Annotated in this window: 16 protein-coding genes and 1 tRNA gene; 4 read left to right on the forward strand and 13 right to left on the reverse strand. The window is 62.8% G+C overall.

What is annotated here, in order from left to right; translation table 11 throughout:
* Nucleotides 1-18: 18 nt before the first annotated feature.
* The 3 genes from folD to ACD578_RS20625 are packed head-to-tail and all read right to left on the reverse strand — an operon-like array spanning nt 19 to nt 1,539.
* Nucleotides 19-921, reverse strand: a complete 903-nt coding sequence (folD, locus tag ACD578_RS20615; RefSeq protein ID WP_404288063.1) for a bifunctional methylenetetrahydrofolate dehydrogenase/methenyltetrahydrofolate cyclohydrolase FolD — start codon at nt 919-921, stop codon at nt 19-21.
* Nucleotides 918-1,235 carry a DUF167 family protein gene (locus tag ACD578_RS20620; protein ID WP_404288065.1) on the reverse strand — a complete coding sequence of 106 codons (318 nt, stop codon included), beginning with the start codon at nt 1,233-1,235 and terminating at the stop codon, nt 918-920. Before ACD578_RS20620 ends, folD begins: the two co-directional genes overlap by 4 nt.
* A 13-nt stretch (nt 1,236-1,248) precedes the next feature.
* Entirely contained in the window at nt 1,249-1,539 is a 291-nt protein-coding gene (locus ACD578_RS20625) for a YggT family protein (protein WP_152709959.1), read from the reverse strand.
* Between the two features lie 182 nt (nt 1,540-1,721).
* Between ACD578_RS20625 and ACD578_RS20630 the strand changes: the two genes are divergently transcribed.
* Nucleotides 1,722-1,797: transfer RNA gene (locus ACD578_RS20630), tRNA-Ala, on the forward strand.
* Nucleotides 1,798-2,148: 351 nt separating this feature from the next.
* The gene (locus ACD578_RS20635; RefSeq protein WP_152718324.1) at nt 2,149-2,349 is read left to right on the forward strand and encodes a hypothetical protein; all 201 of its coding nucleotides are present in this window, start codon (nt 2,149-2,151) and stop codon (nt 2,347-2,349) included.
* 119 nt (nt 2,350-2,468) lie between these two features.
* Here the strand turns inward: ACD578_RS20635 and ACD578_RS20640 are convergent, their stop codons facing one another.
* Both ACD578_RS20640 and ACD578_RS20645 read right to left on the reverse strand, forming a co-directional pair.
* Nucleotides 2,469-3,575: a sensor histidine kinase gene (locus ACD578_RS20640; RefSeq protein ID WP_404288068.1), complete on the reverse strand. Its 1,107-nt coding sequence runs from the start codon at nt 3,573-3,575 to the stop codon at nt 2,469-2,471.
* 250 nt (nt 3,576-3,825) lie between these two features.
* A complete protein-coding gene (locus ACD578_RS20645) occupies nt 3,826-4,134 on the reverse strand; it encodes a hypothetical protein (protein WP_152718328.1) in 309 nt (102 codons plus the stop codon).
* A gap of 558 nt (nt 4,135-4,692) precedes the next feature.
* On the opposite strand from ACD578_RS20645, the gene ACD578_RS20650 reads away from it, so the two are divergent.
* Nucleotides 4,693-5,190: a hypothetical protein gene (locus ACD578_RS20650; RefSeq protein ID WP_404288070.1), complete on the forward strand. Its 498-nt coding sequence runs from the start codon at nt 4,693-4,695 to the stop codon at nt 5,188-5,190.
* Between the two features lie 99 nt (nt 5,191-5,289).
* Here ACD578_RS20650 and ACD578_RS20655 read toward each other — a convergent pair whose 3' ends face one another.
* The 3 genes from ACD578_RS20655 to ACD578_RS20665 form a co-directional block, all read right to left on the reverse strand.
* On the reverse strand, nt 5,290-5,577 hold the full coding sequence (locus ACD578_RS20655) for a hypothetical protein (protein WP_404288072.1): 288 nt from the start codon (nt 5,575-5,577) through the stop codon (nt 5,290-5,292).
* 103 nt (nt 5,578-5,680) lie between these two features.
* Nucleotides 5,681-5,878 (reverse strand): hypothetical protein, encoded by a 198-nt coding sequence (locus ACD578_RS20660; RefSeq protein ID WP_404288074.1) that lies wholly within the window; start codon nt 5,876-5,878, stop codon nt 5,681-5,683.
* Nucleotides 5,879-5,983: 105 nt separating this feature from the next.
* Nucleotides 5,984-6,556 (reverse strand): PRC-barrel domain-containing protein, encoded by a 573-nt coding sequence (locus ACD578_RS20665; protein WP_404288076.1) that lies wholly within the window; start codon nt 6,554-6,556, stop codon nt 5,984-5,986.
* A gap of 244 nt (nt 6,557-6,800) precedes the next feature.
* Here ACD578_RS20665 and ACD578_RS20670 point away from each other — a divergent pair, with 244 nt between their 5' ends.
* Entirely contained in the window at nt 6,801-7,067 is a 267-nt protein-coding gene (locus ACD578_RS20670; RefSeq protein ID WP_404288078.1) for a hypothetical protein, read from the forward strand.
* 175 nt (nt 7,068-7,242) lie between these two features.
* On the opposite strand, the gene ACD578_RS20675 is transcribed toward ACD578_RS20670, so the two are convergent.
* The 5 genes from ACD578_RS20675 to ACD578_RS20695 all read right to left on the reverse strand — a co-directional run bounded on the left by ACD578_RS20675 (nt 7,243) and on the right by ACD578_RS20695 (nt 13,237).
* The gene (locus tag ACD578_RS20675) at nt 7,243-7,581 is read right to left on the reverse strand and encodes a hypothetical protein (protein ID WP_404288080.1); all 339 of its coding nucleotides are present in this window, start codon (nt 7,579-7,581) and stop codon (nt 7,243-7,245) included.
* 377 nt (nt 7,582-7,958) lie between these two features.
* Nucleotides 7,959-8,357 carry a YbaN family protein gene (locus tag ACD578_RS20680; RefSeq protein ID WP_404288082.1) on the reverse strand — a complete coding sequence of 133 codons (399 nt, stop codon included), beginning with the start codon at nt 8,355-8,357 and terminating at the stop codon, nt 7,959-7,961.
* A 133-nt stretch (nt 8,358-8,490) separates the two neighbouring features.
* Nucleotides 8,491-9,789: an amidase gene (locus ACD578_RS20685; protein ID WP_404288084.1), complete on the reverse strand. Its 1,299-nt coding sequence runs from the start codon at nt 9,787-9,789 to the stop codon at nt 8,491-8,493.
* 249 nt (nt 9,790-10,038) lie between these two features.
* Nucleotides 10,039-12,102: a sensor histidine kinase gene (locus ACD578_RS20690; protein WP_404293970.1), complete on the reverse strand. Its 2,064-nt coding sequence runs from the start codon at nt 12,100-12,102 to the stop codon at nt 10,039-10,041.
* Nucleotides 12,103-12,190: 88 nt separating this feature from the next.
* Complete coding sequence (locus ACD578_RS20695; protein ID WP_404288086.1) at nt 12,191-13,237, reverse strand: sensor histidine kinase; 1,047 nt, start codon at nt 13,235-13,237, stop codon at nt 12,191-12,193.
* Nucleotide 13,238: the final 1 nt, after the last annotated feature.

The raw sequence follows: 13,238 nt of genomic DNA on the forward strand, positions 1-13,238 counted from the left end.
CACTTTTGGGATCGATGCTCAGGCGGCGAAATCCACCGCCGGCATCGTGATCCCGCGCCGGAGGCAGGCGGCCTCCAGGGTGTTGCGCAACAGGCACGCGATGGTCATCGGGCCGACGCCGCCCGGCACCGGCGTGATGGCGGAAGCGACCTCGGCCGCTTCCGCATAAGCCACGTCGCCGACCACCTTGGTCTTGCCTTCGCCGGCAGCCGGGTTCGGCACCCGGTTGATGCCCACATCGATCACGATGGCGCCCGGCTTGACCCAATCGCCGCGCACCATCTCGGGCCGCCCGACGGCGGCCACGAGGAGATCCGCGCTGCGGCAGACCTCGGCAAGATCGCGGGTCCTGGAATGGGCCACCGTCACCGTGCAGCTCTGGGCGATGAGCAATTGCGCCATGGGTTTGCCGACGATGTTGGAGCGTCCGACCACGACAGCATTGAGCCCGGCGAGATCGCGCCGCACCGACTGCGCGAGCAGAAGGCACCCTAAGGGCGTGCAGGAGACGAGACCGGGCACGCCGGTCATGAGCCGCCCGGCATTGATCGGATGGAAGCCGTCCACGTCCTTCGCCGGATCGATGGCCTCGATCACCTTCTGCGCATCGATCTGCTTCGGCAGCGGCAATTGCACGAGGATGCCGTCCACCGCCGAGTCCGCATTGAGCCGGGCGACGAGATCCAGAAGCTCCGCCTCGCCGGTAGAGGCCGGCAGCGTGTGCTCGAAGGAGCGCATGCCGACCTCGACGGTCTGGCGCGCCTTGTTCTTCACATAGAGCTGGCTCGCCGGATCCTCGCCGACGATCACCACGGCAAGGCCGGGCGTCACACCCTGCCGCGACAGGCCGGAAACGGCATCGGCGATGCGGGCGCGCAGGCCCTGGGCATAGGCTTTTCCGTCGATGATCGTGGCGCTCATGGATCTGTCCGTCCTGTCAAAGCGGCAAAGGCGGCGGCCAGCGCCTCGCCTTCGCCTGAAATCACAAACGTCTTCAGCCGGGCCGTGGCGCCGGTCTCGAGGCTGACCGCCGAGGCCGGAACCTTGAGCGCCTTCGCCAGCAGGCGCCGGACGCCCTCGTTGGCGGCCCCATCCTCCGGCACGGCCCTGACCCGGACTTTGAGCACCGGCTTGCCGTCCGAGAGAGCCTCGACTCCGTCGATGGCATCGCGCCCGCCCCGGGGCGTCACCCGGACCCGGACTTCGAGCCCGTCGGGGCGGATGCGCCAGGCCACGCGGCGCGCCCTTTTAGAAGGCGATCGGCATCAGGTAGTCGACGATCAGGTTCTGGATAAAAATGATCAGCAGAATCAGGATGATGGGCGAAATATCGACCCCGCCGAGATTGGGCAGGATGCTCCGGATCGGCCTCAGGACTGGCTCCGTCACCGCATCCAGGAAGTTCCAGATCGAGCGGACGAAATTGTTACGGGTGTTGACCACGTTGAAGGCCACCAGCCAGCTCAGGATCGCCGAGGCGACGATGAGATAGGTATAGAGCTGCAGAGCCAGCAGAATGACGTTGAGAAGCGCGCGCATGAGGAACCTGTCAGGGATCGGCGTTGCTCATGTAGCGTTTGAAGCGGGGCTGAACAACCCATAACCGCCTCGCAGGGCCGCCCCTTCCCGCCCCGATGCCATCTCCAGCCCCTCACCGACCGATTGACAGACCAAAGCCGGCAGGCCTAAAACTTGCGCCACTTGGCTCGATGGAATCGACCGGGGCTGTAGCTCAGATGGGAGAGCGCTGCAATCGCACTGCAGAGGTCAGGGGTTCGATTCCCCTCAGCTCCACCAAGTCTTGCAATGACCTCGATTTGGGGCGCCTTGATATCTGCTTGACCGGGTAACCAATAGGCAAGCAGTCGAACCCGGTCTATTTCTTCGGCGAGCTTACGACTCCTTATCCTCGGCGACCGGAAAATGACCTAGAGCTCGTCGACGATGCTTTTTGTCGGAACCCGCTGCGGCGATCCACGTGCCAATAGTTTTCCCGGAATGGTTATCCCGGTCAAACCGGCGATGCTCCCGACATCGGCGGCTCGATAAGGATGGGACAGCCTCTTCGAGAAGCGTCCTCGAACTTGTGGGCGCTAGCCACGTTGGAGTGGTCGGGAAGTCTTCTCGCATTCAGTTGAGGAGCCGCGAATGAGCATCAACCGGAACGCAATTTTGGCGCGCTTAGAAGTCGTTGCCGACTGTCTCGACCTCTCCGAACAAGACTTGAGAGCCATTGCCGAGGATGACGAGCGCATCATTGAGTTTGCCACCGAGCATGGCCAAAGCCTCGATTGGTTATTTATGGGTGATGTTCGGAGCTACATCCGAATGGCTGCATTGAGCCACTGACGGCGTAGGCTGTGGCATTGCCGTCATAGCCCGATCGGCGATATGGGCCGGGATCAGATCCCAAGGTGCCTGAATGGCGCCCCATTCCGCTTTGCGCTCAAGGCTATAGGCATGAAGAATCAGCTGGCCAATGGAGCATCGACTGAGCATAGAACACCCGTTGGAGCGAACTCGATCCGAACGTCACCCGCCAAGTCGTGAGCCAAGCTCCGCTCGATGAGCCGTGTCCCGAAGCCGCGCCGAACGGGTTCGTGAACAGGCGGCCCATCCAATTCCTCCCACATCAGGTTCAGGCGATTTGGCGCGCTCGCGCTGTTGAGTCTCCAGAGGACCTTGATTTGTCCGGTGCCATTCGACAGCGCCCCGTACTTCACCGCGTTGGTGGCCAATTCCTGCAAGGCCATGGCAAGGGCAAGCGCCATGCGTGGCGGCACCTGGACGGGGGGCCCCTGCACGTGGATACGGTTTTCCCCGCGGCTGCGGTACGGCTCCACTGCTTGCGCGACGATGTCGTGAAGTCTCACGTCCGCCCAGCTTTGGTCGGTGAGGACGTTATGAACTTGCGACAGGGCGATGAGGCGGCTCTCCATCGCGCGTGAGGCGTGATCCAGGTCTGGCGCGTTGCGGAGGGTCTGCGAGGCAATGGATTGTACCGTCGCCAGCGTGTTCTTCACCCGATGGTTCAACTCGCCGATGAGAAGGTCCTTGTCTCTCAATGCAGCCCGCAATTGATCCACGACACGCAGACGCTCGATGGCGGCTCCGAGGAGATTGGCGTAGCTCCTGAGGAACTCGATGTCCGATTGCGTGAAGTCTCGTGGCGTCTGACTGTCCACTTGGAGGACACCGAAAGGCGGGCGCCCGTTACTGCTCAAGATCAGCACGTTCACGAAAGCTTTCACGCCATCCGCTTTCATGAAGTCGTGATACTCGAACCGCTCCTCCTTCTCGATGTCGTTCGAGATGACGGCGCCGTCCTTAAGGGTCAGGCCCTCCGGTGAATTCTCGGCAGCAGTGACGGTCACGTGCCCGATGACCCCCGGCTTCCAACCAAAGCCGGCGCGAGCTTTGAAAGTCTTGCCGTCAGGCAGGAGTTCCATGACCTTCGCGAGCGCCGTGTCGAGGGCACGGCCAACGAGTTCGCAGCCCTTGTTGAGAATGTCGTCCAGGGCCTCCGACTTGAGCGCGAGTTCGCCGAACTCTGCCAAAACGCGCTGCTGTTCCATCAAGTTGTCTTGGTTTGTATTCTGTTGGTCAGCCATCTCGCGTCGTGCCAAGGTTTATACAGCAAGGTTTCCAATCCTGCTGATCAGCTTATGGTTCCAAGCAGGTATGGCTGGAAGCCTTGTGGGATGGCTTGGCGGACAAGCCGATGCAGTGCTTTAAAGCTCGTTCTGGCACCTTGGAGCTTGTCGGATAGAGCCGCAGCCTTTCCGGAACGGCGACATGCCCATTCCGGAAAGCGACGGGCAACGGTCACGCACCGCGGCTCTCCAGATAGACCCTCGCGGCTTTAATGGCGCCATCGCATTGGGCCGAGGTGCCGCCGAGCACCTCCTCGGGCGCGGTACGACCGGTCCAGACGTCCAAGGTGGTCGTGACGACCCAGAGCGGCTCGGCCATCGCGCGCTCCGCCAGCTTTGGCAGGGAGGCCTCGGCGCAGGTCCTCACATCGGCAATCACGGCCTGAGGAGCGCGGACCTGGGCCAGGCGCTCGTTCATCTCCGCCTGGAGCGGATCGACGATCAGCGCGCCGACAAGGGTGGCCAAAAATTCTTGAAGCATTGTCGCCTCTGCGCCAGCGATCGGATCGGGAAGGATCCGACATCACGCAAGGGCCGGCACGGCTCGCGTCAGAGGGGCCCGGATCGGGGTCATCTGAGATTTAAGCAGTGCGGACGAAGGTTCAAGGTCGCACCGTTCGCCGTGCTCCGTTGGCAGAAGGCGCCGATTCCCTTTTCGCTCGATAATCCTAAGGCAAGGGAAGAATTCCGCTGCGACCAAACGTACTTACCCGATGCGGTGCAAGAGCCTCAAAGTTGCCTGGATTGCTCTTGTATGACCGGACCTGTGTCGAAAGCGATTTGCGGATCGGATCATCAGCCTCATGAGCAGCCCGCCTCAGTCTCGAAGTGACTTCACCTTCCCCTGGTCCGTCGATCATCAACCGCAAAACGCCCTCCTCGAGAAAGTCGAGCAATTCTACAGGCTGTGTCTTCTGCGTTGGCGGTTCATCGAGACCTGCAGGCAGGCGGCGCGCCCCACGTTCGAGCGCACCGGCGCCGTGCTCGACCAGACCGTTCTCGCGACCGCCCTGATCGTTTTGCCCAAGGTGTTCGCCGGGTGGGATGCGCTGCGCCCCGCTTTGCTCTCGCCACACGGGCGCTGCTGCCCTTCATTCCGATTGCCAGCGCGGAGGACGAGGCGCTGGCATCCGATCCGGTTTGGGACCTCCTGGCCGAGTTCCAGGCGCTTGCACCGGACCAGCAGGACAAGGCCGCCAAGAACCTGGCTCTCCTGTGGGACCATTTCGAGCACCTGTTCGGGGGCTTGAGCGGCTTTCTGGCGGAGCCGCAGATCGAACAATCCCTGTACCTCGACAAGCTGATGACGGCTTCGCGGCGGATGAAGGTTGCCCGCGGGTCGGACGTGGCTTTTCATTACGTCACGGTCGAGCTGATGCGGCATTACGTGCACTGCCTGCAGCTCGGACGGTCGGACCGGGCCGCGCTGACGCTGGCATCCAGCGTCGCTGCCCTGATCAACCACGGGCGCATGATGACGCCGGCGATTACGGCCGATGTGGAATCCTACCGGACAGAGCATGCGGCGGCCGCCTGAGCGCTAGCGCACGTGCGGTGTTGAGATGAGTCCACGCGACGAGAAGGGCCCGAGAGGCAGCGCTCCTCTCGGGCCCTTCTCAAGGATCGTTTGTGGACGTTAACGGCAGCGGCGCACGCGACGCGTGACGATGTCACCGTCAGGCTCTTCCTCGCGAATCACGACCGTCCGACACCGTTCGACGCTCCCGGTCGACAGGTCGTCCCTGTCGTAGCCGCGGCGGCGTTCGATGTAACGGCGCTCATAGCGGTCGTTATCCGGCCCGACGCGGACGCTCGGGCCATCGGGACCAACGCCGAACTGCACTTGAGCAGACGACGGGGTCGAAACTACGACGGTCGATCCAAGTAAAGCGGCAGCCAATAGCCAAGTTGACGTCTTCATCATTCCATCTCCACGCCTGTGGCACATGGAAGCTCAACGCATTACTTTGCTTTACGTTTCATGAAACAAAAATGTCTTTGGCGACCCGCCGCGCAACCTTCAATGATCAGCGCGGTGCCGCCTCGATCTCGTTCTGCTCGACGACCCGCTCGATCAGCTCCGCCTGGCTCTTGATGCAGTAGAGCGGGACGCCTCCTGCCGTCGACGGCAGGAGGCGGAGAACCCGAAATAGGTCGTTCGGCAGATTGTGATTGGTCGATCGGGGCCGCACGACCTGGCCGACTTTGAACACATGCTCCATCATGGCACCCTCCAGGGACCAGGGGACGAAGCCATCATATCAGTCCCGCGCTCCCACCGTGAGGTGTTGTCGGGAGAAAGCGCGGCTCCTGCGGGTCAGGCTCTGCGATCAGATCGGACCTCTCGGGATGTCGTGCCAGTAATCCCGCATCTCCTGCTCACGCTTGCGGTCGGGCCAGATCCGGTCGTCGCCATAGAACGCGGGAGCGCTCTGCACCTGAGCTTCCGTCACATCCGTGCGGTAGCCCTCGAGCTCCTTGTCGTAGGACAGCTTGTCCCACGGGACCGTATGATGATGAACCCCGATCCCCAGGAAGCCGCCGAAGGTCACGTCGACATAGAGAACCCGTCCACTCACCTTCTCGATCAGCAGGCGCTTGATGGTGCCGATCTGCGTCCCCTCCGGGCCGTAGACGGCCGTGCCTTCCACGCGGTCGCTCTCAATCACCGGATGCCAGGCCGCCGTCTGGTTGATCGGACCCCAGAGATAGAAGCCGTTCTCGATGATCCCGGCCGCCACGACGGCCCGGCTGACATTGAGCGTCCACTCGTCATCGGGACCGACCTGCCGGTCGAGAGCCCAGGGCCCGTGTTCGACCGGCAGCGTGTCGCCCGCCGCACTCTCCGTGAAGCCGCGCAGATCGGGAGTCGTCGTGGACTGGAACACGTAATACGTTCTCATGGGCGCCTCCATCCGACAGGATCGATCGCTCCGCACCCCTTCCCTCATGACCGCATTCGTCGTGCATGAGGCGATTTAAGTTTCAACCTCAAGGTCTTGAGCGCGGTTCCTCGCATCTGCGAAAATCAAGGCACGACGCTGCCTTGCGCAACCTGCTTTGCCGCGTTGGAGCGCAGGTCGTTCGGTGATAGGCTCTCCTCAAGAAGCGCTTCGGGGCTCAGGGAAACTACAAGTGGTCACAGACTTGGCAATATCCTTGCTCGTCGTTCTGGCCGGCGCCATCGGGATGCTCCTGCTGCTTCTCACGTGGTTCGGCGGCAGAACCATCACGCCCGAGATCGAGGACGATCTCGACCCCATTCTCGGGGCCCGGGACCCCATGGCCATCTACGAATCCCATGGCCCCTTCATCCCCATGCCGGCCCATCTGAAAACCAACGACCAGATGATCGACTGGATGACCAAGGAACTTCCCAGGCTCACGGCGGAAATCGCGAACCCTCGGCCGTAGAGCATCGGACCCAAAACCGAACCCGCTCTCGGGTTCAGTTCCGATGCTCCTTCTCTCAAATGAGCGCATTGTCGGGGGCGAAAAACCGGAGCCATTTCTCGCTGACGCGGATCTCCGATTCCGAACGGTGCGCCAGAAAGCCAAGCGGCCCGACACCGGAGGGTCGAAATCGGCCTCAATCGCAGCGACGGACCCGCCGCGTGACGATGCGGCCCCACTCGTTCTCTTCCTGAATGGTGATGTTGCGGCAGCGACTCTCGTAGCGATCGTATCGGCGCTCTTCACGCAGAGCGTCCCGGCGGCCGGCCTCATAGGCGCGGGAACGATCCTCCTGTCGACGCTCACGCCAGCGCTCGCGGCGCTCATAGCGCTCCTGCTCGGGATCGCGCACGCCGACCTGCGGACGACCATCGGGTCCGATGCCGAATTGGATCTGGGGCTGGGCCAAAGACGGCGAGGCGACGAAGAGACATGAACCCATTGCGGCAGCGGCAAGGAAAACGATTTTTCGCATTGGAAAAGTCCTATTCAACAATCGCAATCCAACGCCCGCTCACAAATGCGGTTCCAAACCAGACCGCTGCATGTCGTCAGTTAATTGCTCAATCAAAAAACAATGGAAGCGATAACGTTTCAGGGAAACATCAAGGCCGAGATCAATACACTCATTGCATAGGCCAATGCGAGCAGAAGCGGCGCAAGCATCGCGGCAGACGCAAGCAGGAATACCGACAAGCTGAGGCTGCGCATGATGTGGCTCCTTCAATGATGAAGCCTGCAGCCTACCCGGAACCTGGGCCGCAACATGGCACAACCTTGGCCAAACATGAGAGGCGCTGCAAAGACAGCGCTCTTATATAGCCTTGCCGAATGACGATGCGCGCTCCGATCCTATCGATCGTGAACATCCGATAACGTGACATCAGCATGGTCGCGCGGTGTCGGGCGTGTTGCGATGTAGAGAGCGACACTGCCCATGATCGCCGCGAGAATGACAGGCAGGATGCGGCTTTCCATGAGCCACAGGATCAAGGCATAGGACAGGGCAAGCGTCGTCAACGCATAGATTTTGGCATGCCGCGGAATGGCCCTTTGATCGCGCCATGCGGTCAGCAGCGGGCCGAACCGAGGATGGCGATAAAGCCGCTCGGCCAGGGCCGGATTCGAACGCGCGAAGCACCAGACCGCCAGGAGCACGAAAGGCGTCGTCGGCAGAACCGGCAGGAAGATCCCGACGATGCCGAGTGCCAGGCTTGCATAACCGAGACAGAGATAAAAGCGACGCCTCATCCAGTTTCTCGCAAGGACCGATCCGGATTGAGCATAACGCCCCATCGTTCGATCCTGTGCCTCAACGCGGCGTGCTGAAATATCGTCCCCGTTCTCGCTGGCGCGGACCTTCGGCTCGCATCGCGATGCTCCTTCACGATCCCTGCGCCAGCATCGTCTCGACGCTTGCGGCGATCTCCAGAAGCCGCCGGTCGTGACCATTTCGCGCCACGAGCATGAGGCCCACCGGCCGTTCGGTGCCGGGGATCGGCAGGGAGATGCCGGTGAGATCGAACTGGTTGCCGAACATGGTGTTGCGCAGGATCAGCCCGTCGGTCTTGTTGTAGAGCTTGTCGTCAGCTTCGAGAGGCGCGGTCAGCGGCGCCGAGATGGCCGTGCTCGGCAGCGCCAATACGTCGAGAGACGACAAACGCTCGTCCATGGCCGCGACAAGCGCATGTCGGCGGCGCAGCATGCGGATATAGACCGGCGCCGGCACGGTGCCGCTGCGCGCGATCCACCAGCGTACGCGCGGATCGATGTTCGCCGCCTTCGCGTCCAGCCAATCCGCGTGAACTTCGGCCGCCTCGATGGACGCGATGGAGGCTGAGACGGTGGCGTCCGCCATGATCTCGAGCAGATCCTCTATGCCGTGATCGACGATTCTCGCACCTGACTTGGACAGGAGCGTCAGCGAAGCCTCGAAAGCCCGCTCCACCATCGGCTCGGTTTGCGAGAACAGGCGTCCGCGCGGAACACCGATCCGCAGTCCCGCCAAGGGATGCGGATTCAACACGCGCGGCTCTTCGCCCGCCATGACCGCATCCGTGAAGGCGCAGTCCTGAACGGAGCGGGCCAGAGGCCCAATGGAATCGAGGCTGGGCGAGAGTGGAAACGCGCCGTCCAGCGGCACGCGATGCGCGGTCGGCTTGAAGCCGACGACGCCGTTGAGTGCAGCCGGAATGCGGACGGAGCCGCCGGTATCGCTGCCGACGGCAATCTCGCTCGTGCCCTCCGCCACGGAGACGCCCGCGCCTGAGGACGAGCCGCCTGGAATCCGCAGGGGATCGGCGGCATTGCCCGGCGTGCCGTAATGGGGATTGAGGCCGAGGCCCGAGAAGGCGAACTCCACCATGTTGGTTTTGCCGATGATGACGGCACCCGCCTGGCGCAGGCGGCGAACGACGACCGCGTCCCTGTCGGCGGGAGGCGCGTCGCGCAGAGCAATCGAGCCTGCAAGCGTCGTCTTGCCCGCCACGTCGAAGAGATCCTTGATCGAGACGATTGCGCCGTCGAGCGGGCCGAGCGAGAGACCTGCGCGATGTCGTGCATCGGCTGCATCGGCGGCAAGACGCGCCGCATCCTCATAGAGGCGCAGAAACACCCGCTCGTCGGCCGCACGGCCGGCAAGGCGCGCCAGAATGGTTTCGAGCTTGTCTCTGATCGTCGTCATGAGGGCACCGGATAAGTGGACAATGGCTTAGAGCATCGGCCGGGAATGACACCAGTGCATTCCCTCCGTCGTCATGGCCGGGCCTGTCCCGGCCATCCCGATTGTTCGAAGCGCCGCGCTTAACCGATTGAGATCACCGGCACAAGGCCGGTGATGACGTGGCGTGTTATCCTCAAGCTAATAGGCTCTTAAAGCTGACGCCCTCTTCCCTCACCGGGAACGACACGGCGTGTAACATGCGGTTCCTCATCACGATGCATAGCGCCCGCGGGCTTCATCCATGTCGTTCTGATCGGATGTCATGGTCGAAATCGGGAAGGTGATGACGCAGCGAATCCCCGTCGGCACGAAATCGAGCTTGATCTCGCCTCCCAATTGCTGCGCGAGGCCGCGTTGGATCAGCTTGGATCCGAAGCCCTGACGCTCGGGCTTCTTCACGGGCGGGCCGCCGCTCTCGACCCATTCCACGAGAAGCGCGGACTGGTTAGACCCCGCAGTGACGGCCCACATCACATGCACCTTGCCGTCCGGAACCGACAGAGAGCCGTACTTGACGGCGTTCGTCGCCAGTTCGTGGACCGCAAGCCCCAGGGCCAGGACGGCGCCCGGTTGCAGGTTGATCTTCGGGCCCCGCAGGCGGATGCGCTGCCGCATCCCATCCTGATAGGGCTCCAGTTCGTTCTTCAGCACGTCTTCCAGCAGCGCACCCTGCCATTGGGTGGCCGTGAGAAGGTCGTGGGTTTTGGCCATCCCATGCAGCCGGTCCATGAACGCGTTCCAGGCGGCCGGATCGCTGCTCTCGGCAGAGCGTCTGGTCAGAGAGGCTATCGATTGAACGGTCGCCAGGGTGTTCTTGACCCGGTGATTGAGCTCGTGGAGCAGAAGCGCCTGCCGTTCTTCCGCAAGCCGCCGCTCGGTGATGTCCTGAGACACGCCGACCATGGAAGGCTGTTCGTCCGGTCCGCTTCTCATCCGGCCGCTGACCCTGATCCAGCGTTCGCAGCCGTCGCGCCGGATCACACGATACTCCGCGTGCAGATCCGACCGGGTTGCGAGCGCCTGCGCGACGGCTTCAGCCTGCATGGCGCGGTCGTCGGGATGGATCGACGCGACCAGATCGGCATACGAGAAGGGCTCATCGGGTTCGCGACCGAAATGGGCGCGGCACGTGGGAGATGCGGTCAGAGCCCCCGTGGACGGCGTGTACTCCCAGGAGCCGAAATTGCCCGCATTGAGGGCGAGACGCAGGCGCGCCTCGCTCTCGGCCATGTGGGCGAGCACCTCCTCCCGGTCCCGTTCGTGCTTGCGGATGCCGGTGGCCGCCTCCACGAGCGCCTTCTTGATGGCGTCGAATTCCAGAACCCGTGTGGTGGCCGGATCGAAGACCTCCTCCCCGCGTCCGAGGGCGTGGGCCGCGGCCACGAGCTGGTCGACCGGTTTGGCGATGGAGCGGGAGAGCAGAACCGCCAGGAGAATGCCGCCGAGGATGACGGCACCGAGAATCGTGAGCCAGAAGAGGGAGCGCTGAGCCGATTTCGCCAGCTCCGCTTCCGGTATGCTGATCACGAAAGTCCAGCCATAGGCCGGCGACTGGCTGAAATAGGTGCGCACCGGGATGCCATCCAGCGTGACGCTCCGAAGACGTCCTTCCTGCGAGGCCGCGAGGGCATCCTGAACGTAAGGGCTGGCGGGCTGCCCGACATACCGCTCCGGCGATCGGGAGCGAGCCACGATCCTCCTGCTGCGATCGAGCACCGCGGCGTTCCACCCATTGTCGATTCTCTGATCGCGGATGATGTCCTGGAAAGCATCCGGCGTGATCGCCAGCGACAGGATATAGGCGACGCGCTCATCGAGGATGACTGGGGCATCGATGGTGATCAGACGCTGCCCCGTCAGTGAGCCCACATAGAGATCGGACACGAGCGGCCTGCGGGTTTCCTGAACGCGCCGCAACAGCTCCGGGCGATTGCTGTTCGGCAGGATAACGCCGTAGGGCACACGGGTGTTGAAGACGGTCCTGCCGCCGGGCTCGAAAAGAGCGATCCAGGAGGGTTCTGCGAGACCGGTGTTCTTCGCCCGGTGATAAAAATCTTCGAAGTCTCCTCTGGCGAGGCTGGACGACTGGGCCAGAACCTGCAGCGCCACCGCTGACTTCTCTATCTCGCGATCGAGCGACAGGCTCAGCGCGCGCGCCGTCTCCTGCATGCGCAGATCGGTGGCCTGCTGCTCGGCCCGGTAGCTGGAATAGAGACCCGCTGCGGCCACCAGAATGGTCGGCAGCGCGAGAACGAAAACCAGCCCCCACAACACCTGCCGCAACGAGGTGCGGGCTCCTTCAGGATGATTCCGGTTCGCTTGTCCAGATCTGTCTGCCGCCTCGGATCTTCGCCCTGTCATGCTAGCTGTCCTGAACCGGCATCAGGACACGCACGAGGGTCGCCGGATCGTCGCGCGGCCATTCTACGTGAGCATCGAGCTGGCGCGCCAAGGCTTTCAGGATGGTGCCGGAGGCGCTTTTCTGCGCGGCCTCCTTTTCCTCCAGGCTGAAAGCGTCGTCCGAGAGTTGGAAGAGCAGGGTCCCATCCTGGACGCGGAGCAGGAGCTTCAGCTTCCCATGACGCTCCTTGTAGGCATGGGTGAGTGCGTTGACGACGATCTCGTTGAACAGGAGCGCCATGGGGGCCGCCTTCGCGGCTTCGACGTCAACGTTCTCGACGTCGAATTCCAGGGTGATCCTCACGTCCGGGACGGACGAGGTCAGTTCCTCGCATATCCCTTTGGCGAAACTCGAAGCATCGAACCGCGTCGATCCCTGCCCGTCATAGAGATCGCGATGCGCGGCCGCGAGGGCCTGCATGCGTTCCTTCATGCGCCCGAGCACCTGGCGCACCTGTTCATCCTCGGCCTGACGGACCTCGATGCCGATCAGGGAGAGCAGCAGCTGGAGATTGTTCTTCACCCGATGATCGAGCTCATGCAGCAGAGCCGTGCGCTCGTCGAGCATCTGTTGCAGGGCATCCTGGGCCCGTCTCCTCTCGCCGCGTTCGCGGGCTTCCGCCAAGGCGCGCAGGACGGTGGCAGGCAGCCGGTCGAGCTTGTCCTTCAGCACGTAATCCGTCGCCCCGCGCTTCAGGGCCTCAACGGCCACCTCTTCGCCGAGGGCGCCGGAGACGAAGACGAAGGGCGTGGCGCGGGCCATCTCCTGGGCGATCTCGAGCGCGTTCAGGCCATTGAAGGCAGGCAGGAGGTAATCGGCCAGGATGAGATCCCAGCTTTCGTCCCGGACCGCCCTGGTGAACTCATCGGCGGACACCACGCGCTCGATCGACACGGGAAGACCGGCTTCGATCAAGGCTTCCGTCACCAATTCAGCATCGAGGGCGCTGTCCTCCAGGAGGAGGATGCGCAGCACCCGATCGGCTTGGATGACGGTCGCCTGATCCATC

It is taken from the genome of Microvirga sp. RSM25 (assembly GCF_044784385.1).
Taxonomy (GTDB): Bacteria; Pseudomonadota; Alphaproteobacteria; order Rhizobiales; family Beijerinckiaceae; genus Microvirga; species Microvirga tunisiensis.

Bases quoted from the DNA above. Each gene is read 5' to 3' on its own strand.
- folD (WP_404288063.1), bottom strand. From the start codon at position 921: ATGAGCGCCACGATCATCGACGGAAAAGCCTATGCCCAGGGCCTGCGC.
- ACD578_RS20625 (WP_152709959.1), bottom strand. From the start codon at position 1,539: ATGCGCGCGCTTCTCAACGTCATTCTGCTGGCTCTGCAGCTCTATACC.
- ACD578_RS20635 (WP_152718324.1), top strand. From the start codon at position 2,149: ATGAGCATCAACCGGAACGCAATTTTGGCGCGCTTAGAAGTCGTTGCC.
- ACD578_RS20640 (WP_404288068.1), bottom strand. From the start codon at position 3,575: ATGGAACAGCAGCGCGTTTTGGCAGAGTTCGGCGAACTCGCGCTCAAG.
- ACD578_RS20645 (WP_152718328.1), bottom strand. From the start codon at position 4,134: ATGCTTCAAGAATTTTTGGCCACCCTTGTCGGCGCGCTGATCGTCGAT.
- ACD578_RS20655 (WP_404288072.1), bottom strand. From the start codon at position 5,577: ATGATGAAGACGTCAACTTGGCTATTGGCTGCCGCTTTACTTGGATCG.
- ACD578_RS20660 (WP_404288074.1), bottom strand. From the start codon at position 5,878: ATGATGGAGCATGTGTTCAAAGTCGGCCAGGTCGTGCGGCCCCGATCG.
- ACD578_RS20665 (WP_404288076.1), bottom strand. From the start codon at position 6,556: ATGAGAACGTATTACGTGTTCCAGTCCACGACGACTCCCGATCTGCGC.
- ACD578_RS20675 (WP_404288080.1), bottom strand. From the start codon at position 7,581: ATGCGAAAAATCGTTTTCCTTGCCGCTGCCGCAATGGGTTCATGTCTC.
- ACD578_RS20680 (WP_404288082.1), bottom strand. From the start codon at position 8,357: ATGAGGCGTCGCTTTTATCTCTGTCTCGGTTATGCAAGCCTGGCACTC.
- ACD578_RS20685 (WP_404288084.1), bottom strand. From the start codon at position 9,789: ATGACGACGATCAGAGACAAGCTCGAAACCATTCTGGCGCGCCTTGCC.
- ACD578_RS20695 (WP_404288086.1), bottom strand. From the start codon at position 13,237: ATGGATCAGGCGACCGTCATCCAAGCCGATCGGGTGCTGCGCATCCTC.